The 21,320-nt window shown below is 72.9% G+C and carries 18 protein-coding genes and 1 tRNA gene; 8 read left to right on the top strand and 11 right to left on the bottom strand.

Annotated features, from left to right (window positions below):
- Positions 1–43: 43 nt before the first annotated feature.
- Positions 44–1,267, top strand: a complete 1,224-nt coding sequence (locus BJF86_RS04960) for an acetyl-CoA C-acetyltransferase (RefSeq protein ID WP_075817194.1) — start codon at positions 44–46, stop codon at positions 1,265–1,267.
- A gap of 132 nt (positions 1,268–1,399) precedes the next feature.
- Positions 1,400–2,389, top strand: coding sequence for a DUF808 domain-containing protein (locus BJF86_RS04955; RefSeq protein WP_075817193.1), 990 nt, complete (start codon positions 1,400–1,402; stop codon positions 2,387–2,389).
- Positions 2,390–2,485: 96 nt separating this feature from the next.
- On the opposite strand, the gene BJF86_RS04950 is transcribed toward BJF86_RS04955, so the two are convergent.
- Both BJF86_RS04950 and BJF86_RS04945 read right to left on the bottom strand, forming a co-directional pair.
- The gene (locus BJF86_RS04950; RefSeq protein WP_075817192.1) at positions 2,486–2,734 is read right to left on the bottom strand and encodes a hypothetical protein; all 249 of its coding nucleotides are present in this window, start codon (positions 2,732–2,734) and stop codon (positions 2,486–2,488) included.
- Between the two features lie 23 nt (positions 2,735–2,757).
- Positions 2,758–3,651: a Bax inhibitor-1/YccA family membrane protein gene (locus BJF86_RS04945; RefSeq protein WP_075817191.1), complete on the bottom strand. Its 894-nt coding sequence runs from the start codon at positions 3,649–3,651 to the stop codon at positions 2,758–2,760.
- Between the two features lie 171 nt (positions 3,652–3,822).
- Here BJF86_RS04945 and BJF86_RS04940 point away from each other — a divergent pair, with 171 nt between their 5' ends.
- The 3 genes from BJF86_RS04940 to BJF86_RS04930 all read left to right on the top strand — a co-directional run bounded on the left by BJF86_RS04940 (position 3,823) and on the right by BJF86_RS04930 (position 7,322).
- Entirely contained in the window at positions 3,823–6,312 is a 2,490-nt protein-coding gene (locus tag BJF86_RS04940; RefSeq protein WP_083652725.1) for a M14 family zinc carboxypeptidase, read from the top strand.
- A gap of 40 nt (positions 6,313–6,352) precedes the next feature.
- A tRNA-Leu gene (locus BJF86_RS04935) sits at positions 6,353–6,426 on the top strand.
- A 68-nt stretch (positions 6,427–6,494) separates the two neighbouring features.
- Positions 6,495–7,322 carry a uracil-DNA glycosylase gene (locus BJF86_RS04930; RefSeq protein WP_075817190.1) on the top strand — a complete coding sequence of 276 codons (828 nt, stop codon included), beginning with the start codon at positions 6,495–6,497 and terminating at the stop codon, positions 7,320–7,322.
- 9 nt (positions 7,323–7,331) lie between these two features.
- Here the strand turns inward: BJF86_RS04930 and BJF86_RS18115 are convergent, their stop codons facing one another.
- From BJF86_RS18115 to BJF86_RS04900, 7 genes are all read right to left on the bottom strand, one after another.
- Positions 7,332–7,490 carry a hypothetical protein gene (locus tag BJF86_RS18115; RefSeq protein WP_022924469.1) on the bottom strand — a complete coding sequence of 53 codons (159 nt, stop codon included), beginning with the start codon at positions 7,488–7,490 and terminating at the stop codon, positions 7,332–7,334.
- 487 nt (positions 7,491–7,977) lie between these two features.
- Complete coding sequence (locus BJF86_RS04925) at positions 7,978–8,937, bottom strand: Ppx/GppA phosphatase family protein (RefSeq protein ID WP_022924470.1); 960 nt, start codon at positions 8,935–8,937, stop codon at positions 7,978–7,980.
- A complete protein-coding gene (locus tag BJF86_RS04920; RefSeq protein WP_022924471.1) occupies positions 8,934–9,584 on the bottom strand; it encodes a DUF501 domain-containing protein in 651 nt (216 codons plus the stop codon). The genes BJF86_RS04925 and BJF86_RS04920 overlap by 4 nt, the downstream gene beginning before the upstream one ends.
- 23 nt (positions 9,585–9,607) lie before the next feature.
- Positions 9,608–10,147, bottom strand: coding sequence for an FtsB family cell division protein (locus tag BJF86_RS04915; protein WP_075810746.1), 540 nt, complete (start codon positions 10,145–10,147; stop codon positions 9,608–9,610).
- Between the two features lie 130 nt (positions 10,148–10,277).
- The gene (gene eno, locus BJF86_RS04910) at positions 10,278–11,558 is read right to left on the bottom strand and encodes a phosphopyruvate hydratase (protein WP_075817189.1); all 1,281 of its coding nucleotides are present in this window, start codon (positions 11,556–11,558) and stop codon (positions 10,278–10,280) included.
- Between the two features lie 66 nt (positions 11,559–11,624).
- A complete protein-coding gene (locus BJF86_RS04905) occupies positions 11,625–12,674 on the bottom strand; it encodes a MazG family protein (RefSeq protein WP_075817188.1) in 1,050 nt (349 codons plus the stop codon).
- Positions 12,650–13,189, bottom strand: coding sequence for a hypothetical protein (locus tag BJF86_RS04900; protein ID WP_022924474.1), 540 nt, complete (start codon positions 13,187–13,189; stop codon positions 12,650–12,652). The genes BJF86_RS04905 and BJF86_RS04900 overlap by 25 nt, the downstream gene beginning before the upstream one ends.
- Positions 13,190–13,243: 54 nt before the next feature.
- On the opposite strand from BJF86_RS04900, the gene BJF86_RS04895 reads away from it, so the two are divergent.
- The gene (locus BJF86_RS04895; protein WP_075817186.1) at positions 13,244–13,690 is read left to right on the top strand and encodes a DUF6918 family protein; all 447 of its coding nucleotides are present in this window, start codon (positions 13,244–13,246) and stop codon (positions 13,688–13,690) included.
- 174 nt (positions 13,691–13,864) lie between these two features.
- Here BJF86_RS04895 and mfd read toward each other — a convergent pair whose 3' ends face one another.
- Positions 13,865–17,515 (bottom strand): transcription-repair coupling factor, encoded by a 3,651-nt coding sequence (gene mfd, locus BJF86_RS04890; protein WP_075817185.1) that lies wholly within the window; start codon positions 17,513–17,515, stop codon positions 13,865–13,867.
- A 188-nt stretch (positions 17,516–17,703) separates the two neighbouring features.
- On the opposite strand from mfd, the gene BJF86_RS17870 reads away from it, so the two are divergent.
- Both BJF86_RS17870 and BJF86_RS04880 read left to right on the top strand, forming a co-directional pair.
- The gene (locus BJF86_RS17870) at positions 17,704–19,794 is read left to right on the top strand and encodes a TPM domain-containing protein (RefSeq protein ID WP_075817184.1); all 2,091 of its coding nucleotides are present in this window, start codon (positions 17,704–17,706) and stop codon (positions 19,792–19,794) included.
- Positions 19,795–19,898: 104 nt separating this feature from the next.
- Complete coding sequence (locus BJF86_RS04880) at positions 19,899–20,615, top strand: PspA/IM30 family protein (RefSeq protein ID WP_075817183.1); 717 nt, start codon at positions 19,899–19,901, stop codon at positions 20,613–20,615.
- Positions 20,616–20,648: 33 nt separating this feature from the next.
- Here BJF86_RS04880 and pth read toward each other — a convergent pair whose 3' ends face one another.
- Positions 20,649–21,248, bottom strand: a complete 600-nt coding sequence (pth, locus tag BJF86_RS04875; protein WP_075817182.1) for an aminoacyl-tRNA hydrolase — start codon at positions 21,246–21,248, stop codon at positions 20,649–20,651.
- Positions 21,249–21,320 lie beyond the last annotated feature (72 nt).

The raw sequence follows: 21,320 nt of genomic DNA, 5'->3' as shown, positions 1-21,320 counted from the left end.
CTCACCTAGACTCACGGCATACCGCTCGCGTCAAGGAGGACCCATGCCCGAGGCCGTCATCGTCGCCGCCGCCCGCACCCCCATCGGTCGCGCCTTCAAGGGGTCGCTGACGACCGCGCGGCCGGATGACCTGGCCGCCGGCGTCATCCGCGCCGCGCTGGAGCAGGTGCCCGAGCTCGACCCGACCACCGTGGAGGACCTCTACCTCGGCTGCGCCGAGCCGTGGGGCGAGCACGGCTTCAACATGGCGCGCGTCGTCAGCGTGCTGCTGGGCCTGGACGGGGTGCCCGGCTCGACCGTCAACCGCTTCTGCGCCAGCTCGGTCCAGACGACCCGGCAGGCGCTGCACGCGATCAAGGCCGGGGAGGGCGACGTCTTCATCAGCGCCGGGGTCGAGTGCGTGTCGCGGTATGCCGACTTCTCCGGCGCCGGCGGTGGCAAGGAGTCGTGGCGCAACCCGCTCTTCGCCGACGCCGTCGCCCGGACCGAGGCGATGGCCGCGAGCAACGAGACCTGGACCGACCCGCGCGAGCAGGGCGGCCTGCCCGACGTCTACATCGCCATGGGCCAGACCGCCGAGAACGTCGCCACCTCCCTCGGCATCTCCCGGCAGCGCCAGGACGAGTGGGGCGTCCGCAGCCAGAACCGCGCCGAGAAGGCCATCGCCGACGGTGTCTTCGCCCGCGAGATCGCGCCGGTCACGCTCGCCGACGGGACGGTGGTCAGCACCGACGACGGCCCGCGTGCCGGGGTCACCCTGGAGAAGGTCAGCCAGCTGCAGCCGGTCTTCCGCGAGGACGGCACGGTCACCGCCGGCAACTGCTGCCCGCTCAACGACGGCGCTGCGGCCCTGGTCGTCATGAGCGACACCCGGGCCAAGGAGCTCGGCCTGACCCCGCTGGCGCGCGTGGTCTCCACCGGCGTCTCGGCGCTCTCCCCGGAGATCATGGGCCTGGGGCCGATCGAGGCGAGCACGCAGGCGCTGGAGCGTGCGGGCATGAGCATCGGCGACATGGACCTCTACGAGATCAACGAGGCCTTCGCCGTGCAGGTCCTCGGCTCGACCGACGCGCTGGGCATGGACGAGGACAAGCTCAACGTCCACGGCGGCGCCATCGCGCTGGGGCACCCCTTCGGCTCCACCGGCGCCCGCATCTCGACCACGCTCATCAACGCGCTGCAGACCCACGACGGGCAGTTCGGGCTGGAGACCATGTGCGTCGGCGGCGGCCAGGGCATGGCGATGGTGATCGAGCGCCTCTCCTGACCGACCGGACGCACGGTATGTGCCCACCGGCCGCGCGGTCTGCGGCGGACCGGCCGCGCGGTATGCGTCAGACGCGCGCCCCGGCAGGTAGCCTGACGCGGACCGATCCGCTGCTTCCTGTGAGGTGATCCGATGGCCGCTGGCCTCGCTGCACTGCTCGACGACATCGCGGCCATCGCCCGCGTCGCCGCCGCGTCCGTGGACGACATCAGCGCTGCGGCCGGCCGGGCCGGCTCCAAGGCGGCCGGCGTCATCATCGACGACGCGGCGGTGACGCCGCGCTACGTCAGCGGCGTCGACCCCAGCCGCGAGTTGCCGATGATCAAGACGATCGCGATCGGCTCGATCCGCAACAAGCTGCTCTTCATCGTGCCGGCGGCGCTGCTGCTCAGCGTCTTCCTCCCCTGGTTGCTCACGCCGATCCTCATGGTCGGCGGCTGCTACCTCTCCTACGAGGGCGCGCACAAGGTGCTGGAGTGGCTGGGCGTGGGGCACGACGCGTCGCACGACGAGCCGGCCGTCGAGAAGGGTCCGGAGGCGGAGCAGAAGGTCACCTCGGGGGCGATCCGCACCGACTTCATCCTCTCCGCCGAGATCATGGTCATCGCGCTCAACGAGGTGTCCGAGGAGCCGCTGCTCAACCGCGCGATCGTCCTCGTCGTCGTGGCCCTCGCCATCACGGCCCTGATCTACGGCGCCGTCGCGCTCATCGTCAAGATGGACGACTTCGGGCTGAACCTGTCGCAGCGCGAGTCCGAGGGGATCCAGAAGTTCGGGCGCGGCCTGGTCACAGCGATGCCGATCGTCCTTCGGACCCTGTCCATCGTGGGTGTCGTCGCGATGCTCTGGGTCGGCGGGCACATCCTGCTCGTCGGCATCGACGAGCTCGGCTTCCACCCGATCTACGAGTTCGTGCACCACGCCGAGGAGGTCGTCGCCGGGCTCATCCCCGCGATCGCCGGATTCCTCACCTGGCTGACCAACACCTTCTTCTCGGCGATCCTCGGCCTGCTCGTCGGATTGCTCATCGTCGGCATCGTCTCGGTCCTGCCGTTCGGCGGCAAGGACGAGGACCACGGGAGCGACAGCGGTGCCGCGCAGGCCGGCGCCGACAGCCATTGACAGCGTCGAGCGATCAGGGAAGCGAGCGCCGCACGGCGCGAAGGCGCTCACGCACAGCCTCGTCGGGCAGGCCCGCCTCGCGGCGGTCGTAGATCATCACCCGCAGCTGGTCGATGACCACGGCCGGACCGAGGTCGGGGACGCCTCCTGCGGCTGACCGGTCACGCGGGCGGTCTCGTCCGCGAGCTCCTGCACCAGTCGCCGCAGTGCCGGGTATGCCCGGAGCGCGCGGTCCACCGGGAGCTGCGCCCAACGCAGCGCGACCCGCTCCAGCTCGGTGTCGGCAGCACGGGACGCAGACGGCCCGCCGGCAGAGGAACTGCCGACGGGCCGCAGACCGGTCACGAGGTGTGCCGAGCCAGAGAGGCTCAGTCGCTGCTCTGCAGGATCGCGAAGAGCCGCAGGAACTCGATGTAGAGCCACACCAGACTGGCGACCAGGCCGTGGCCCAGCAGCCAGGAGTACTTCTCCGGAGCACCGCCACTGACCGCGCGGTCCACGGAGTCGAAGTCGACGGCCAGCGAGTAGGACGCCAGGCCCACGCCGAGTAGCGAGACGAGGATGCCGAGCGGCCCGCTGTAGATTCCCCAGCCGTCGCCGAAGCCGAGGAAGCTGGCGCCGATGTTGACGAGCAGGAAGACCATGTAGCCCATCGCGGCCATGCCGAAGATCCGGCGGGACTTGCTGGTGACCTTGATGAAGCCGGCCTTCCAGCCGATGAACATGCCGGCGAAGGTCGCCAAGGTGGCGACCACAGCAGTGGTGACGACACCGGGGAACATCAACTCGAAGGTCGAGCTGACGGCACCGAGGAAGGCGCCCTGGAGCACGGCGTGCACGAGGATGAGGCCGACGTTCACCTTCTTGCTGAAGCCGATGGCGAAGCTCAGCGCCAGCGAGCCGAACATGCCGACCAGCCAGATCGGCATGGCGACCTCAGGTCGCGGGCCGACGAACATCCAGGTCGCGGCGGCGACCGCCACGACGACGCCGAAGAGCATGAGGCTCTTGACGACGACGTCGTCGAGGGTGAGGCGACCGGTCTGCGCGGGGCCGGCAGGGGCCTGGTCGTACATGTCCTGCAGCTGCTGCTCGGACATGGTCTCGCTCGGGCCGGGCTGGTAGCCGGTCGGCATGGGCGGTGCGCCCTGCGCCTGGCCGTACCCCTGCTGCGCGTAGCCGCCGGACGGCTGGCCGAAGCCGGCATACCCGCCCTGGGCGGCCTCCTTGTCGATGCGGTTGAAGACCGGGTTGACGGCCATGGAACCTCCAAGTCGTACGGCACCGCGGTCGAGCGACCGCGATGTCAGGTGTTACCAGCATAAACGCGCGGGCCGACAGAAGGATTCCGCGCGCTCATCACGCTCGCGGCATCGATCTGGTCCGTGTCACCGGGTGCGGCTATCCTGGCGGCTCCCGTCTGAAGGAGTGGTATGCCGCGCCGCACCGGCACCCGCGCGCTCACCGGCGCCCTGGCCCTGGCGATGTCCGCCGGGCTGCTCGGTGTCCCCGCGATGGCTGGAGCCGCACCCTCGGGCGACGTCGTCACGGCCCCGGTCACCACCCACCCGGGCGACGGCACCCCCTACCCGCGCCAGGAGCCGCTGCCCGAGCCGCCGGTCGACGACACCGACGCGGCGCTGAAACCCGGGCTGACGGCATACCACGACGTGTCGCGGCGGCTGAACGCCGCGATGGCCGGCTCCGACCGTGTCTCCGCCGAGGTCATCACGCAGACCGGGGGCGGCCGCGACGTCGTCCTCGTCACCCTGACCGCGCCCGAGACCCGGGGCCAGGCTCGGCAGCAGGAGCGGCTGCGCGACCTCATCACGGACGACCCCGCCCGGGCGGCCCGCGACCGGCAGCTCGGCCAGCGCTACAAGCTCCCCGTCTTCGTCAACGCCAACATCCACGGCAACGAGTTCGAGGGCACAGACGCAGCCCTGCGGCTCGTGGAGGACTACGCGACCAGCGAGGACCCCCAGGTCGTGGATCTTCTCGAGCGCTCGCGCATCCACCTCGTCGTGACGATGAACCCGGACGGCCGGCACGGCAACACCCGCCGCAACAGCGCCGGCTTCGACCTCAACCGCGACTTCGTCACCGCCACCCAGCCGGAGACGATCGCGGTGCGGGACGCGCTCATCGCGACGCAGCCCGCGCTCATGCTCGACCTGCACGGTTACGTCAACGGGACCCTGGTGGAGCCGACGACCCCGCCGCACGGGGAGAACTACGAGTACGACCTCTTCATCGAGCACGCCTACCCCAACGGCCTCGGCATGGAGGAGGCGATCAACGGGCTCGGCTACGACGCCGACGACGGGGTCGAGCCGGTCCAGGTGCCGCTGCGCGACTGGGACGAGGGCTGGGATGACTGGCCGCCGATCTTCACCCCGCAGTACGCCGCGCTGCACGGGGCCGTCGCGCACACGATCGAGGTGCCGCTGCGGGTCAACAACTCCTCCTACGACCTGCCCGTGGAGGAGCTCGAGCGCCGCTCGCGGATCAACACCGGCATCGCGCACGCGGCGGTCACCGCGACGCTGGAGTATGCCGCCACGCACCGTGACGAGCTGCTCGCCGACCACGTCGAGATCTTCCGGCGGGGCGAGGCCGGCGAGCCGCAGACGCCGGTCGAGGAGGGTCTCTTCGACGGGGTCATCGGGCCCGAGGACGTCTACAACACGACCTACCCGCGCGCCTACGTCATCCCCGTCGGCGACCAGCAGCGGTCGGCCCCGGCCACCGCCCGGCTGGTCGAGCACCTGCTCGCCAACGACGTCGAGGTGACGCGGTTGACACGCTCCGTCACGCTGTCGGGCCGCAGCTATCCCGCGGGGAGCTATGTCGTCGACATGCACCAGGCCAAGCGCGGGATGGCGAATACGCTGCTCGGCCGGGGCACCGACATCTCCGACCGAGTGGACGCGATGTACGACATCTCCGGGTGGAGCCACGGGCTGCTCTGGGGTGCCGACGTGGTCACCGTGCCCGAGGGCGACCCGCTGCGGATCCGGGGTCGTGTCGTCGACGAGGTGGATCTCGACGGCTCGCTGCCCCGCAGTCGCAGCGGTTGGACGCTGCCGATGACCGACCCCGCCGACGTGCAGGCCGTGAGCCTGCTGCTGGAGCAGGGCGTCCCGCTGGAGCTGCTCGAGGACGGCCGGGTGCTCGTGCCGCGCGGCTATCCCTGGGCCGCGGGCAACGTGGTCCGCCGGTTCGGGGTGGAGCTCGACGCGGCGCCCCGGCGGGCCTCCGGCGAGCCGCTGGACCCCTCGGCCCGGACGGTCGGCGTGGCCGGCAGCGCCGAGGAGCGGTGGGCCTTCGGCGAGATGGGTCTGACCGCGCGCGAGGTGAGCACCGAGTCGCTCAACGACGGGATAGACCTGACCGAGCTCGACGCGCTGTATGTCTCCAGCGGCCTCGCCTGGGACGACCTCGACGAGGAGGCCCGTGCCGAGCTGCGGGACTTCGTCGCGGAGGGGGGCGGCCTCGTGGCGCGCGGTGTGGCGGGCACCAGCCTGGCCAACTCCCTCGGCGTGATCGAGGCGACGCCGGTGCGCGGACGCGGTGACGCCAACGGTGTCGTCCGGGTGGACAACGACCAGGAGAGTCCGGTCGCCTCCGGCGCAACACCTCACACCTTCGTCTACTCCCCCGTCTGGTTCTCCGACCTGGGCGACGACGTGCGGGTGGACCAGCGACTCGGTGCGGACCCCGTGGTGAGCGGGCACTGGAGGCCGACGCCCAGCGGTGAGGGCGGCCCGGAGGCCGGCGCGGGCCAGCCGCTCGCGATCAGCCACGACGGCGAGGACTCCCGCGCGGTGCTCCTCGGCAGCGAGCCGCTCTTCCGGGCCCACCCCAAGGGCCAGTTCGCCCTCGTCGCCCGCGCCGTACTCTGGACCGGCGCCGGTCGGTAGGCCGTGCGGCCCTCCATCAGGCGTCCGGCGTCCGGATCCTGCCCCCGTAGCCCAATCGGCAGAGGCAGCCCACTTAAAATGGGCGCAGTGCGGGTTCGAGTCCCGCCGGGGGCACCTGTCGCAGATCGGTGACGACGACTCCTGCGCTCCGCGCCGTGGGCGTGGGGCGGCAGGATGGGGGTATGCCCGCGCGCACCGACCCGCACCCGGTCACCGGCCACGAGTTCCCCTCGCCCGTCCCGCCCGGCACGGGATGGCCGCAGGACCCGGCCGACCCCGGCACCCGCGTCGCGCGTTCCGAGGGCGGGGTGCGCCGGCTGGCCGCCGGGGCCCGCGACCTGGCCACCCTCGACGCCCGGGTCAGCGTGTGCGCCGCCTGCCCGCGCCTGGTCACGTGGCGTGAGGAGGTCGCGAGCACGCGACGGGCCGCCTACGCCGACCAGCCCTACTGGGGGCGTCCTGCCCCGGGCTTCGGCGACCCGCACCCGCAGGTCCTCGTCGTCGGCCTGGCGCCCGCGGCGCACGGGGCCAACCGGACCGGGCGCATCTTCACCGGGGACCGCTCCGGAGACTGGATCTATGCCGCGCTGCACCGTGCCGGCTACGCCAGCCAGGCCTCTACCACGCACGCGGGGGACGGCCTCACCCTGGGCACCGTCCGCATCACCGCCGCGGTCCACTGCGCCCCACCGGACAACGCGCCGACGCCGGCCGAGCGGCATACCTGCGGGATCTGGCTGCAGCGCGAGCTCGCCCTGGCCGAGCCGAGCCTGCGCTCGGTCCTCGCCCTGGGCGGGATCGGGTGGGACGCGTTCCTCGTCGCCGCGCGCACCCTCGGGTGGGAGGTGCCACGTCCCAAGCCGCGCTTCGGCCACGGCGCGCAGGCGCGGCTCACCACCGGCTCGGGTCGGGAGATCCGGCTGGTCGGCAGCTATCACGTCAGCCAGCAGAACACCTTCACCGGCCGCCTCACCGAGACCATGCTGGACGACGTCGTCGCCCGCCTGTGAGGGCACGGCTCACGCAGCGGTGGCGGCCGCGGCGCCCGGCATGACGACCGGTGGGCAGTCGCATCCCTCGCCGCACGGCAGGTAGGTGTGCACCGGGTGGGTGCAGCTCAGGCAGCTCAGGTCGTGGGGCAGGTGCTCGACCTGCCAGGTCTGGTGGGTGTCCGGCATGATTCGTCCTCCGGGGGTGCCGAGGACCGGGGGCCGTGCCAGATACGGCTGCACATGGATGAGGGGCCCTCGGCAGTATGAGTGCCGAGGACCCCTCGGACACGCCGTCACGAGGACGGTCGGTCCTGGGTCAGGACCGGGGCCGGCGCGCGAGGCGCCGGGCTCGGCCCGACAAGTGACCGGGGAGGTGTGACGTTCCCGATCGACCCGATCGCCTGAGATGGTCCCGCCGACCCCGTCACCGGGCCGGACGTGGTGGCGGAGCCACCAGATCCCGGAGCCGGAGCCCCGGGGTGGACCACTCCCGCGAGCGGATCCCGCTGCCCTCGCGGGCGGCGTGGGACCATGTCTACGCCGTCCCCGGGACCCTCGCAAGGGGTGGGCGGAAGGTCGTCGGCGTGTCCGCGACGGTCGGCGTGTCCTCCCCAGGGGCGGGGTGGTTCTGCACAGCTTCTCCCCCGGGTCGTCCACAGCCGCTGTGGACGACTCAGGCCAGGGAGAGGGCGATGCCGTCGAGGATGTCGGTCTCCGAGGCACGCACGGTCGCCAGCCCGGAGTCGTGCGCCACCCGCTGCACCACGGTCCGCCACACCAGGGCTCCGGCCCCGATGACGTCGACCCTGCCCTCGTGCATGAACGGCAGCTCGCGCCGTCGCGACCGCGGGCTCAGCAGCAGGTCGGTGCAGGCGTCGACCACGCGGTCGACCTCGAGCTCGGCCCCGTGGATGGCCTCGCGCCGGTATGCCGGCAGGTCCAGCGCGTGCGCGGTCACGGTCGTCACCGACCCCGCCAGCCCCACCAGCGTGCCCACCCCGGTGAGGTCGACCGTCGAGGCCACCTCGTCGACCGCGCGCACGATGTCGGAGAGGGCCGCCCAGACCTGGTCCTCGCTCGGCGGGTCGTCGCGCAGGTGACGCTCGGTCAGCCGGACGCAGCCGATGTCCACCGAGCGAGCGGCGGCAACCCCCGTGCCCGCCTCGTCCCCGAGGACGAACTCGGTCGAGCCCCCGCCGATGTCGACGACGAGGTAGGGGCCCGGGGCACCGTGCCCCCGCAGCGGCCCGGTGGCCCCGGCGAAGGACAGCGCCGCCTCCTCCTCGCCGCTCACGACCTCGGGCGTCACGTCGAAGCCGGCGAAGGCCTCCTGGACGCCGGCCACGAAGTCGGCCGCGTTCGAGGCGTCGCGCGAGGCCGAGGTGGCCACGAAGCGGACGCGCTCGCAGCCCGCCTCACGGCACTGGTCGGCATACCCCTGCGCGGCCGCGAGCGTCCGCTGCATCGCGGCCTCGCTGATCGCGCCGGTCGCGTCGATGCCCTCACCCAGCCGCACGATCTGCATCTCGCGGTGCACCTCGCGCAGCGCGGGCCCGTCGGGGCCGGCCTCGAGGTCGGCGACGAGCAGCCGGATCGAGTTGGTGCCGCAGTCGACGGCACCCACGCGCGTCATGCGGCGGACCCGCCCTGGCGCCCGCGGGGCGCGTCGTCGGCGACCTCCTGCGCCGCGGGGTGGGCCTGCTCGGCCTCGGGCAGCGGGTGGTGCTTGGGGCAGGAGTCGCAGCGCTCGTCCTCGACCGCCGAGACGCCGGAGCAGCAGCCGCCCTCCCACCAGGTCGGCAGGGCCGCGATCGCCTCGTCGCCGAGCGGGTTGACCCCGGGACCGGCCCCGAGGCTGTGCGCCACGAGCACGTGCAGGCACTTGACCCGGTTGGGCATGCCGCCGGCGCTGATACCCGCGATCTCGGGGACGTGGAGGAGCTCCTCGCGGCGGCGCAGGTAGTCGTCGTGCGCCTGGGCATACTCCCAGCGCAGGCTCTGGTCCTCCGCCAGCCGCCGCGACATCTGCTTCATCAGCCCCTCGCTCTCGAGGGTGGAGATGGCGCCGGTCAGTTTGGGGCAGGTGGCGTAGAAGCTGGTGGGGAAGGGGGTGCCGTCCGGCAGCCGGGGCTCGGTGCGGATGACGGTGGGGCAGCCGCAGGGGCACCGGTGCACGATGGCCACGACGCCGCGCGGTTCCCGTCCGAGCTGGCGCCGGATGACCTCGAGATCCTCCTCGGTGGGGGTCTCGTCCAGCGTGGTGCGGTCGAGTTCGCTCATGTCCTTCTCTGCGGGGCCGTTGCTCACGGCTCCGTGGTCTCGGGGAGCCCTTCGTTCGCGATCTTCACGGATTCCCACACCTGGCCGTACCACGGGCTGTCGGCAATCACGTCATCGCTCACCGGGGCCATTCCTGGCAACGTCTCAGTGTAGTCGCTCCCGGTGTCGTCGATGACCGTGAAGGCCGTCTCGCCCTCCTTGACGAAACGCAGCCGCTCACGGGCCTGCTGCTCGACGTAGTCGTCGTCCTCCCAGCGCTCCAGCTCGGTCTCCAGCGCGGCGATCTCCTCGCGCTCGGTCTCGATCTCCTGGTGCAGGGCGTTGATGTCGGCGCGCTGCCGCAGGAAGCCGGACAGCGCGGGGGCGACGACGAGCGCCATGACGACGAGGAGCACGCCGAGGGTGATGAGCCGGCGCACGTGCACCGGCGCCTGCCGCGCGCTGGGCAGCGTCGCGGCACGGGACCGGCCACCCGGTCGCGAGGAGGTGCGGCGCGCGGGACCCGTCGGCCTGCTGCCGGCGCGCGAGGTGCGCCGGTCGCGGGGGCCGCGGGCCGTGCTCATGGATGCTCCTCGGGCGTGCGGGCGGGAGGGGTGTGACAGGTGTGGCCAGGGTATGCCCGTGGTCACCGGGTGCGGGGACGCCGCGCCGGGCGGCGAGCGGAACGCCGGCCCGGGCGGCGACGGACCGGGCTCAGCCGCGGAAGCGGGGGAAGGCGCCGGCGCCGGCATACACCGCAGCGTCGTCGAGCTCCTCCTCGATGCGCAGCAGCTGGTTGTACTTCGCGACCCGCTCCGAGCGCGCCGGGGCCCCGGTCTTGATCTGCCCGCAGTTGGTGGCGACCGCGAGGTCGGCGATGGTGACGTCCTCGGTCTCGCCGGAGCGGTGGCTCATCATGCAGCGGAAGCCGTTGCTCTGAGCGAGGGCGACCGCGTCCAGGGTCTCGGTGAGCGAGCCGATCTGGTTGACCTTGACCAGCAGCGCGTTGGCGGCGCGGTCGGTGATGCCGCGCTGCAGCCGTTCGGGGTTGGTCACGAAGAGGTCGTCGCCCACGAGCTGGACCCTGTCGCCGAGCTGCGCGGTCATCTGCGCCCAGCCCTCCCAGTCGTCCTCGTCCAGCGGGTCCTCGATGGAGACGAGCGGGTAGGCGTCGACGAGCTCGGCGTAGTACTTCACCATGTCGGCGGCCTTGCGCTTCTTGCCCTCGAAGGTGTACTTCCCCTTCTCGCAGAACTCGGTGGCCGCGACGTCGAGCGCGAGCGCGATGTCCGAGCCGGGGGTGTAGCCGGCCTTCTTGATGGCCTCCATGATGAGGTCGAGCGCGGCCCGGTTGGACTCCAGGTCGGGGGCGAAGCCGCCCTCGTCGCCCAGCCCGGTGTTGAGCTTGCGGGACTTCAGCACGCCCTTGAGCGCGTGGTAGACCTCGGTGCCCCAGCGCAGCGCCTCACGGAAGCTCGGCGCGCCGATCGGGGCGATCATGAACTCCTGGATGTCGACGTTGGAGTCGGCGTGCGAGCCACCGTTGAGGATGTTCATCATCGGCACCGGCAGGACGTGGGCGTTGGGGCCGCCGACATAGCGGAAGAGCGGGAGCCCGGCGGAGTCCGCCGCGGCCTTGGCGACGGCCAGCGAGACGCCGAGGATGGCGTTGGCGCCGATCTCGCCCTTGTTGTCGGTGCCGTCGGCGGCCAGCATCTCGGTGTCGACGAGGCGCTGCTCGGAGGCGTCGAAGCCGAGCAGCCGCGGCTCGAGGTCGTCCATCACCGCGGCGACGGCGTTCTCCACACCCTTGCCGAGGTAGCGGCTCTTGTCACCGTCACGGCGCTCCACCGCCTCGAAGGCACCGGTCGAGGCACCGGAGGGGACCGCGGCGCGGGCGACGGTGCCGTCGTCCAGGCCGACCTCCACCTCGACGGTGGGGTTGCCTCGGGAGTCGAGGATCTCGCGGGCGATGATGGCATCGATGGCAGCCATGTGCGCTCCTTTCACGGGGGCGTCTGGGGATCGACCGGCAGCACCGGCGGTATGTCGTCGGCCAGCCTAGCGCCGCGCGGAGCTCTCGGGAGGCGGGCCGGGGCCATCGGCGCCCCGGCGTGCCGCGGCCTCCACCTGGCGGAGGGTGTGCCGCAGCGCCTGGTCGGGATCCACGCCGCGGGCGCGCAGGTCGAGGACTGTCCGCAGGAGCGGCGCGCCGGGGTCGCCCTCTGCCTCGAGCGATGCGACCCGCTCGTCGAGCCTTGCCCCCTCGCCCGCCTTCGCCAGTCGCGAGGCGACCTTGGCCGCGCGGGCGAGGGAGGGCATACCGGTGGGTATGCCGTCGAGCGGGTGCTCGCGGGCGGGCGCCCCGGAGGACTCCTGCGCCTTGATCTGCTCCCAGTTGTGCGCGACGTCGGCAGCCCCCGAGACCTGCGTGTCGGCGAAGACGTGCGGGTGGCGGCGGACGAGCTTGGCGACCAGCCCTGCGGCGACGTCGTCGACGTCGAAGGGCTCCTCCTCGTGCTCGGCGCCGACCCGGGCGTGGAAGAGGACCTGGAGCAGCACGTCGCCGAGCTCGTCGATCGCGTGCTCCCGGGCGTCCCCCACGGCGGCGTCGAGGTCGTCCAGGACCTCGGCGGCCTCGTGCGCCTCCTCGACGAGGTAGGGGACGAGGCTGGCGTGCGTCTGCTCGGCGTCCCACGGGCAGCCACCCGGCGAGCGCAGCCGGTCCATCACCGCGACGGCGTCCAGCAGCCGGGCGCCCGGGGTGTCCCACGACCCGACGAGCAGCTCCAGGGCGGTCGGGTCGTCCTCCGGCAGCTGGACGGCGAGGGCCTCGGCCAGGCCGGGGTCGCCGTCGGGCGAGCCGACCCAGACCACCGCGCCGTCGAGCGCGAGCAGCTCGGCGGCCCGCTGCTGCGGCGTGGCGTCGGGACCGGCGGGCCTCACCTCGATCCCGGCCGCGGCGAGCGCCCGCGGGGTGGGGGCATCGGGATCGGCCGCGAGCACGTGGTCGGCGCCGCGCACCGTCTGCCAGGCGGCAGCCGACAGCAGCCCCGGCGCCACCCGGGGGGAGGTGAGCAGCAGGCTCAGCCCGACGGGGAGCTGATCCACCCGGGCACCTGCGGGAGCACGCCGTCGCCCGAGGCGCTCCACGACCCGAAGCGCGGGTTGACCTCGACCTCGAGGGCGCCGATGTCCTCCGCGCTGAGGGTCTGCAGCTCGGCGATGACCGGCGCGAGCTCCTCGTCGGCGAGCGCCTCCTGGTCGCCCAGGAGCGCGCCGTACTCCTGGAAGGTCACCGCCTGGACCGTGAGGTCGCTGGCCTCGCCCTCCAGCCCCGCCTCGGAGAGCACCCGCCGGGCGTCGCTCTCGGTCACCTCGTAGCTGGTGTCGTTGAAGGAGCGGTGGAGCAGCGGCGCGACGCCCGCCTGGTAGATCACGGTCGGCACGGCCACCGGCTCGGGCGAGACCTCGCTGAGCTGCTCGGCGGCCTCCTGGACCTCGGCCACCGAGTAGCCGGTGCCCTCGATGACGACGCCCTCGGTCATCCCGAGGCCGCTGCTGCACCCGGTGAGGGCCAGCGCGGCGACCGCGGCGACGGAGGGGAGGGTGTATGCGCGCTTCACGCGGCTCATCATCGCACGGCCCGCGCCTCGGGCGGCCCGTGGCATGCTCGGCCCATGAGCACCAGCACCCTGAGCACCGCCCTCCTCGATCCGGGGACGCGACCCCGCGTGGTCGACGCGCTCCTCGTCCTGGCCGACGCGGAGATCTCCACCCAGAAGGGCATCTCCGGCACGATGCTCAAGACCGCCTTCGCCGGGGCGAAGAAGGCCAGCGAGAGCAACGTCCGCAAGGGCGTGGACCGGCTGCTCCCGGGCATGGCCCGCTCGCTCGACCCGCACTACGAGGCGAAGGGCGAGGTCGCCTTCGGCCGCTATCTCTCGGACCCGGCACGGTCGGGCCAGGTGGCCGATGAGCTGCTCGCGGTCGCCGACTCCGCCGCCGCGCGCGTCGAGGGCAACCCGCTCGGCAAGGTGTATGCCTCCTTCCGCGGCAAGGCGAAGGAGCACGTCGTCGCGGCGCTCCCCCGGCTCGGCGCCACGCTCGAGACCTTCGTCCCCTGAGCGCATACCCGGCTTGGGTGCCTTCGACCGGCGCCCCCTGACTCAACGCCCCCGCCGGACCTGAACACGCTGATGCAGGCGAAGCGCAGGTTATTTCCTACGCGCCGGCTGCGTCAGCGTGCTCAGGTACGGGTGTGACTGGTGTGGCGTGTTCAGATTCCGCGAGTTGAGGGCTCAGGTGGCGCTGGCGGTGGCGATGTCGTCGAGCAGCACCGCGTGGATGAGCTGGGAGGCCCAGTCGAGGATCTCCTGGTCGCGCAGCGGCTTGCCGCCGACCGCGGCCGTCTTCGGCGCGGGCACGAGGATCTGCCGCAGCGCGGGCTTGATGATTGTGCCGCGGTAGACCCGGGTCAGGCGCAGCTGCTGGCTCTCCCGCAGGTTCTCCACCGGCGCGAAGCGCACCATCTGCCCCTGCATCGCGACGTCGCTGATGCCGGCCTCGCGCGCCACCGTCCGCAGCCGCGCGACCTCGAGCAGCGTCTGCACCGGGGTCGGCGGCTGGCCGTAGCGGTCCACCAGCTCCTCGCGGATCTGCTCCAGCTCGGCCTCGTCGGCGACCTGTGCCAGCTTGCGGTATGCCTCGAGCCGCAGCCGCTCCCCCGGCACGTAGTCGTGCGGCAGGTGGGCGTCGACCGGCAGCTCGATCTTGACCTCGGGCGGCGCCTCCCTCCCCTCGCCCTTGAAGGCGGCGACGGCCTCGCCGACGAGTCGGACGTAGAGGTCGAAGCCGACGCCCTCGATGTGACCGGACTGCTCACCGCCGAGGAGGTTGCCGGCACCGCGGATCTCCAGGTCCTTCATCGCGACCGCCATGCCGGCACCGAGGTCGGTGTTGGCGGCGATCGTCTGGAGGCGGTCGACGGCCGTCTCGGTGAGCGGCTTCTCCGGCGGGTAGAGGAAGTAGGCGTAGGCCCGCTCCCGGCCGCGACCGACGCGGCCCCGGAGCTGGTGCAGCTGGGAGAGCCCGAAGGCGTCGGCCCGGTCCACGATGAGGGTGTTGGCGTTGGAGATGTCCAGGCCCGTCTCGACGATCGTCGTGCACACGAGCACGTCGAAGCGCCGCTCCCAGAAGTCGACGACGACCTGCTCCAGCCGGTGCTCGCCCATCTGGCCGTGCGCGGTCTCGATGCGCGCCTCCGGCACGAGATCGCGCAGCCGGGAGGCCACCTTCTCGATCGAGCTGACCTTGTTGTGCACGAAGAAGACCTGCCCCTCGCGCAGCAGCTCGCGCCGGATCGCGGCGGCGATCTGCTTCTCGTCGTAGCCGCCGACGAAGGTCAGCACCGGGTGCCGCTCCTCCGGCGGGGTGGCCAGGGTCGACATCTCCCGGATGCCGGTGATCGCCATCTCCAGCGTCCGCGGGATCGGCGTGGCCGACATGGCGAGCACGTCGACGTTGGTCCGCAGCGCCTTGAGCTGCTCCTTGTGCTCGACGCCGAAGCGCTGCTCCTCGTCGATGATGACCAGCCCCAGGTCCTTGAAGCGCACCGTCGAGCCGAGCAGCCGGTGGGTGCCGATGACCAGGTCCACCGAGCCGTCGGCGATGCCCGCGACGACCTCGCGCGCCTCCTTGTCTGACTGGAAGCGGGACAGGGCCCGGACGACGACGGGGAACTGGGCATACCGCTCGGCGAAGGTCTGCAGGTGCTGCTGCACGAGCAGCGTGGTCGGCACGAGCACCGCGACCTGCTTGCCGTCCTGGATCGCCTTGAAGGCGGCGCGGACCGCGATCTCGGTCTTGCCGTAGCCCACGTCGCCGCTGATGAGGCGGTCCATGGGCACGGTCTTCTCCATGTCCTCCTTGACCTCGTCGATCGAGACCAGCTGATCCGGGGTCTCGGCGTAGGCGAAGGCGTCCTCGAGCTCGCGCTGCCACGGGCTGTCCGGGCCGAAGGCGTGGCCCTGCGTGGCCTGCCGCGCGGAGTAGAGCCGGATGAGCTCGGCCGCGATCTGCTTGACGTGCCGGCGCGCCCGCGACTTGGTCTTCTGCCAGTCCGCGCCGCCGAGCCGGTGGAGGGTGGGCGCCTCGCCGCCGACGTACTTCGTCAGCTGGTCCAGCTGGTCGGTCGGCAGGTAGAGCCGGTCCCCCGGTTGGCCCCGCTTGGACGGGGCATACTCCAGCACGACGTACTCCCGCGTCGCGCCCTGCACCTGCCGCTGCGCCATCTCGACGAACCGGCCGACGCCGTGCTGCTCGTGCACGACGAAGTCGCCCGGGCGCAGCTGGAGCGGGTCCACCTGCTGCCGCCGGCGCGAGGGCATGCGCCGCATGTCCTTGGTACTGCCGCCAGTGCCCTGGTTGCCGGTGAGGTCGGTCTCGCCGAGCAGGACGAGACCGTCGTCGCCGAGCACGTAGCCCCGCCCGACCCGACCGGTGGTCACCGTCACCCGCTGCGGGTCGAGGGTCTCGGGCAGCCCGTCGGCCCCCTCGTGCAGCCGGTGCGGCACCTCACGCTCGGTCAGCACCTCACCGACGCGGCGGGCGAGCCCGGCACCGTCGAGCGCGAGCACGACCGGACGCCCCTGCGCCAGCCAGCCGCGCAGGTCCGTGGTCAGGGCGTCGACGTCGCTGCGGTATGCCGTCACCGGGCTGGAGGGGATCGTCACCGCGGGCGACCGGTCGGCTCCCTCGTCCGGCTCGTCGGCGCCCGCGTCCTCGTCGACGAACTCCTCCAGCGACTCGTCCGCGGCGAAGGCGGTGAGGGTCCACCACGGCACCCCGGCGTCCAGGGCGTGCCGGCGCATGTCGGCGAGCGACCAGGACGAGGCCGTCCCGAGCAGCTGCTGCAGGTCGATGGGGACGGCGGCACCGCCCCCGGCCGCGGCCGCCCACCCGGCTTGCATGAACTCCTCGCTGGTCCGCACCAGGTCGTGCGCCCGGGTGCGCACCCGCTCCGGGTCGAGCACGACGACCCGCGAGTCCTGCGGCAGCACGTCGACGAGCGTCTCCATGCCGTCCACGAGCGCCGGAGCCAGCGACTCCATCCCCTCGACGGCGATGCCCTCGGCGATCTTCTCGAGCAGGTCACCCGCACCGGGCAGGGTGTCGACGAGCTCGGCGGCCCGCGCCCGCACGGCATCGGTGAGCAGCACCTCCCGGCACGGGGGTGCATAAAGTCCGTGGCTCGCGATCTCCAGGCTGCGCTGGTCGGCGACCTTGAACCACCGCACCTCCTCCACCGTGTCGCCCCAGAACTCGACCCGCACCGGGTGCTCCTCGGTCGGCGGGAAGACGTCGAGGATGCCGCCGCGCACCGCGAACTCGCCGCGCCGCTCGACCATGTCGACCCGGGTGTAGGCCGCCGCCGCGAGCGCCTCGACGACCTCGGTGAGCGGGCGCTCCTCCCCTGCCGCGAGCCGGACCGGGACGAGGTCGCCGAGACCACGGACGATCGGCTGGAGCAGGGCGCGCACGCTCGCGACGACCACCTGGACCGGCCCGGCGAGCGGGTCCTCCCCCGTGCGGTCCGGGTGGGCCAGCCGGCGCAGCGTCGCGAGGCGGTGACCCACGGTGTCCGAGCGGGGGCTGAGGCGCTCGTGCGGGAGCGTCTCCCAGCTGGGGAAGCCGGCGACGACGTCGGGCCCCTCCGGCAGCAGCTCGCCGAGCACCCCGACGAGGTCGTCCGCCTCGCGGCCGGTCGCCGTCACCGCCAGGACCGGGCCCGAGGCCTCGGCCGTCGCGAGCAGGGCGACCAGGCTCGGGTGCAGCCCGGGGGCGGCCGACACCTCCAGCGCGGGCATACCGGTCCCCGCCCCGGCGGACTCCAGCACGCCCGACACGGTCTCCTCGGCACGAGTGGCGGCGAGGAGGGGCGCGAGCGACATGAACAGCTCCTTGGCGAGCGCGTCAGACAGGGTGAGGGTGCAGCGGGCGAGACCGGTCGCGGCTGCCGGATCAGTGTACGGCGCGCCGACCGGGGGGCCGCGACGCGCGGGCGGGCGGCGACCGCGTCCGGACGGGCCGCCGCGCGTCGGAGGTGGCGCGGGCGGGTGCGGTCGGGCAGGATCGCCACGTGAGTCGTTCGACACATCGCGCAGGGGCGGGGCGCCACCGGCGTCCCCGCCACGTCCTCGTCGCAGCCCTGGCGCTCGCCGCCTCCGGTGTCGCCGTGCCGGCGGCGGCGGAGGAGCCGACCTACCTCGAGGACGCTGTCTTCGACCCCGTCGACGCGCTGACCGACGCCGAGGAGCAGAGCGCGGCCGAGCAGATCGAGACGCTGCGTGAGGAGACGGGACTGCAACTCTTCGTGGCCTATGTCGACACCTTCACCGACACCTCGGGGTCCACGATCGACGGCCCGGAGTGGGCCGAGCTCACCTCGCAGGAGTCCGGTATGGGTGCCGGTGACCTGGTGCTCGCCGTCGCCGTCGACCAGCGGGCCTACGGGCTCGGCGACATCGGGGAGACGCTGAGCGACGCAGAGCTGCAGACGATCCAGCTCGAGGACGTCGAGCCGCGGCTGGCCCAGGGCGACTGGGCGGGAGCGATCGAGGGCGCGGTCGACGGCTTCGCCCGGGAGCACGAGCAGGGTCCGTCCTCGGGCGGGGTGAGCGTGCCGGACGGCGAGGACGTCTATCCGCAGTCCTCCGGGAGCGGGTTGGGCGGCGCCTTCCCGCTGCTGTTCTTCGCCCCGCTGGCCATCGGCGGGGTCGCCATGGTCGCCCAGCGGGTGCGGCGCCGTCCCGACCCGGGCGCGACGGCGCCGGACCGGGCGCAGGGCCCGAGCCTGCCCGAGCTGCACCGGCAGGCCTCGGAGGCCCTGGTGGGGATGGACGACGCGGTGCGCTCGGCGGGTGAGGAGCTGGACTTCGCGCGGGCGCAGTTCGGCGAGCAGCAGACCCAGGCCTTCAGCGCGGCGCTGGAGCGCGCGCGGGCCGCGGCCCGGGAGGCCTTCGCGCTGCGGCAGCAGCTCGACGACGACTCGGAGGAGGCGGAGAGCGTCCAGCGCGGCATGCTCGGCCGCATCCTGGAGCTGACCGGGCAGTCCCGGCAGGAGCTGGACGCGCAGACCGAGGAGTTCGCGCGGCTCCGCTCGCTGCAGGACCGTGCCCCGCAGTTCCTCGCCGAGCTCGAGACCCGGGCCCGTGAGACCCGTGACCGGCTGCCCGTCGCCGAGCAGGAGCTGAGCGGCCTGCGCGCGCGTCACCCCGAGCAGGCGCTGGCCACGGTGCGGGCCAACCTGGAGCGCTCGACCAACCTGCTGGACTCGGCCGACGGCTTCGTCACCGCCGGACGGCAGTCGCTGGAGCGGGACGACCGGGCCTCCGCCGTCGCGGCCGCCCGGGCCGCGGAGGAGTCGATCGGACAGGCCGCGGCGCTGCTGGACCAGGTCGCCGAGGCGGACGCCCAGCTGCGTGGCGCCGACGAGGCGATCGCCGAGGGCATCGCCTCGTTGTCCGCCGACCTGCAGGACGCCCGCCCGCACGGGGGCGAGCCGACCATCGCCCAGGCCGTCCAGCGGGCCCGCGCCGCGATCGAGCAGGCCCAGGGCAGCGGGCGCGGCGGGGATCCGCTGCGCGCGCTGGCCGAGCTGGACGCCGCCGAGCACGCCCTCGACGCCCTGCTGGAGCCGTTGCGCGAGGCCGACCGCCACCAGGCCAAGCTGCGCGGCGACTTCGAGGCCCGCGTCAGCCGGGTCGGGGCACGGTTGCGCAGCATCGACCAGACGGTGTCCACCGCGCGGGGTGCGGTGAACAGCTCTGCGCGCACCCGCATCTCCGAGGCCCTGCGGCTCTACGACGACGCCGTCACCCGCGCGTCGAAGTCGCCGACCGCCGCGATGGACCTGCTCACCCGCGCCGAGCAGCTCGGCGAGCAGGCGCTGACCGAGGCGCAGCGCGACACCGACCACTGGGGCAGCGGGTCCGGCGGCCTCGGCTCGCCCTACTCCCGGGGCCGGTCCCGGGGCATCGACCCCTGGTCGGTGATCCTCGGTGGCATCCTCTCCGGTGCCGGCAGCTCGCACCGGCACCGTGGCGGCTGGGGCGGGGGTGGCTTCTCCGGCGGCGGTTTCGGCGGCGGCGGGGGATTCGGTGGCGGCAGCTTCGGCGGTGGTGGTTTCGGTGGCGGCGGAGGGGGGAACTTCTCTGGCGGCCGCTTCTGAGCAGTCCTGGTGCAGCGCAACCGGAGGTGGCGCACGCACGTCATACCCTCGACATCAGACCAGCAGGACCCGCGACCTCGCGGGCGGAGAAAGGATGAGACCAGATGACGCAGAAGCAGACGATCCTCGGCCGGGTGAGCCAGCTGGCACGGGCCAACATCAACGCGCTGCTGGACCGCGCCGAGGACCCGGAGAAGATGCTGGACCAGCTGGTCCGGGACTACTCCAACTCGATCGCCGAGGCGGAGGAGGCGGTGGCGCAGACCATCGCGAACGTGCGCATGGCCGAGGCCGACCTGCAGACCGACCGCGAGGCCGCGGCCGAGTGGGGACGCAAGGCGGCGGCCGCGTCGGCGAAGGCCGAGGAGATGCGCGGCGCCGGCGACCCGGACGGCGCCTACAAGTTCGACAACCTCGCGCGGGTCGCCCTGGGCCGCCAGATCCAGCACGAGAACGACGTCAAGAACGCCGAGCCGACCATCGCCCAGCAGAACGAGACGGTCGAGCAGCTCAAGGGCGGTCTGGTCACCATGAAGACCAAGTTGGAGGACCTCAAGTCGCGCCGCAGCACGCTCGTCGCCCGGGCCCGCTCGGTCGAGGCGCAGGAGAAGGTCCAGGACGCCATGTCCTCGATCGACGTCATGGACCCGAGCAGCGACCTGTCCCGGTGGGAGGACTCCATCCGCAAGCAGGAGGCGATGGTCGCCGGGCGCGCCGAGGCGCAGTCGGCCAGCCTGGAGGACCAGTTCGCCGAGCTGGAGAGCAGCAGCGGGGACGCCGAGATCGAGGCCCGGCTGCAGCAGCTCAAGAGCCAGGGCTGAGCCCGGCCCCCGCCCGGACCGGTGGGTCTGGGCTCAGCGCACGTGGAAGCGCTGCTGGGTGGCCTCCAGGCCACGCTGGGCCAGGTCGATGACGGCGTCCTCACCGTCGCCGACGAGCAGCTCCACCTCGGTGCGGTCGCGCGCCGGGAAGTCGGAGAGCACGTAGTCGGCCGGGTCCTGGCGGCCGGGCGGGCGGCCGATGCCCAGGCGGACCCGCAGGTAGTCCCGGCTGCCGAGGGACTGGCTGATCGAGCGCAGTCCGTTGTGCCCGCCCTCGCCGCCACCCCGCTTGAGCCGGACCTGCCCAGGCTCGATGTCGAGCTCGTCGTGCACAACGACCACCTGCTCGACCGGCACCTTGTAGAACTTCGTGAGCCCGGAGACGGGGCCGCCGGAGACGTTCATGTAGGTCATGGGCCGGGCGAGCACGGCACGCGGGCCGGGCAGTCCTCCCGGCAGCGTCCCGAGCCGCACCTCGGCGGCCCAGGCCCGGCCCGCCTTGTGCTCGCGCAGGCTCGCCCCCGCCGAGGCCGCCATCGCCTCGACCACCATCGCACCGATGTTGTGCCGGTGACCGGCATACCTCGGACCGGGGTTGCCCAGGCCGACCACGAGCCAGGGTGCCTCGCTCATCGTTCCTCCTCCACCGATCGAGGGCCGTGACGCGACAGTGGCCGCACCCGGGAGCACCCGGACGCGGCCACG

The organism is Serinicoccus sp. CNJ-927 (assembly GCF_001942435.1).
Taxonomy (GTDB): domain Bacteria; phylum Actinomycetota; class Actinomycetes; order Actinomycetales; family Dermatophilaceae; genus Ornithinicoccus; species Ornithinicoccus marinus.
The sequence above is the reverse complement of the archived record's forward strand: the minus strand, read 5'-3'. Positions and strand labels throughout refer to the sequence as shown.

Excerpts from the sequence above, each read along its gene's own strand:
- BJF86_RS04960 (WP_075817194.1), top strand. The coding sequence starts at position 44 with ATGCCCGAGGCCGTCATCGTCGCCGCCGCCCGCACCCCCATCGGTCGC.
- BJF86_RS04955 (WP_075817193.1), top strand. The coding sequence starts at position 1,400 with ATGGCCGCTGGCCTCGCTGCACTGCTCGACGACATCGCGGCCATCGCC.
- BJF86_RS04945 (WP_075817191.1), bottom strand. The coding sequence starts at position 3,651 with ATGGCCGTCAACCCGGTCTTCAACCGCATCGACAAGGAGGCCGCCCAG.
- BJF86_RS04940 (WP_083652725.1), top strand. The coding sequence starts at position 3,823 with ATGCCGCGCCGCACCGGCACCCGCGCGCTCACCGGCGCCCTGGCCCTG.
- BJF86_RS04930 (WP_075817190.1), top strand. The coding sequence starts at position 6,495 with ATGCCCGCGCGCACCGACCCGCACCCGGTCACCGGCCACGAGTTCCCC.
- BJF86_RS18115 (WP_022924469.1), bottom strand. The coding sequence starts at position 7,490 with ATGCCGGACACCCACCAGACCTGGCAGGTCGAGCACCTGCCCCACGAC.
- BJF86_RS04925 (WP_022924470.1), bottom strand. The coding sequence starts at position 8,937 with ATGACGCGCGTGGGTGCCGTCGACTGCGGCACCAACTCGATCCGGCTG.
- BJF86_RS04920 (WP_022924471.1), bottom strand. The coding sequence starts at position 9,584 with ATGAGCGAACTCGACCGCACCACGCTGGACGAGACCCCCACCGAGGAG.
- BJF86_RS04915 (WP_075810746.1), bottom strand. The coding sequence starts at position 10,147 with ATGAGCACGGCCCGCGGCCCCCGCGACCGGCGCACCTCGCGCGCCGGC.
- eno (WP_075817189.1), bottom strand. The coding sequence starts at position 11,558 with ATGGCTGCCATCGATGCCATCATCGCCCGCGAGATCCTCGACTCCCGA.
- BJF86_RS04895 (WP_075817186.1), top strand. The coding sequence starts at position 13,244 with ATGAGCACCAGCACCCTGAGCACCGCCCTCCTCGATCCGGGGACGCGA.
- mfd (WP_075817185.1), bottom strand. The coding sequence starts at position 17,515 with ATGTCGCTCGCGCCCCTCCTCGCCGCCACTCGTGCCGAGGAGACCGTG.
- BJF86_RS04880 (WP_075817183.1), top strand. The coding sequence starts at position 19,899 with ATGACGCAGAAGCAGACGATCCTCGGCCGGGTGAGCCAGCTGGCACGG.
- pth (WP_075817182.1), bottom strand. The coding sequence starts at position 21,248 with ATGAGCGAGGCACCCTGGCTCGTGGTCGGCCTGGGCAACCCCGGTCCG.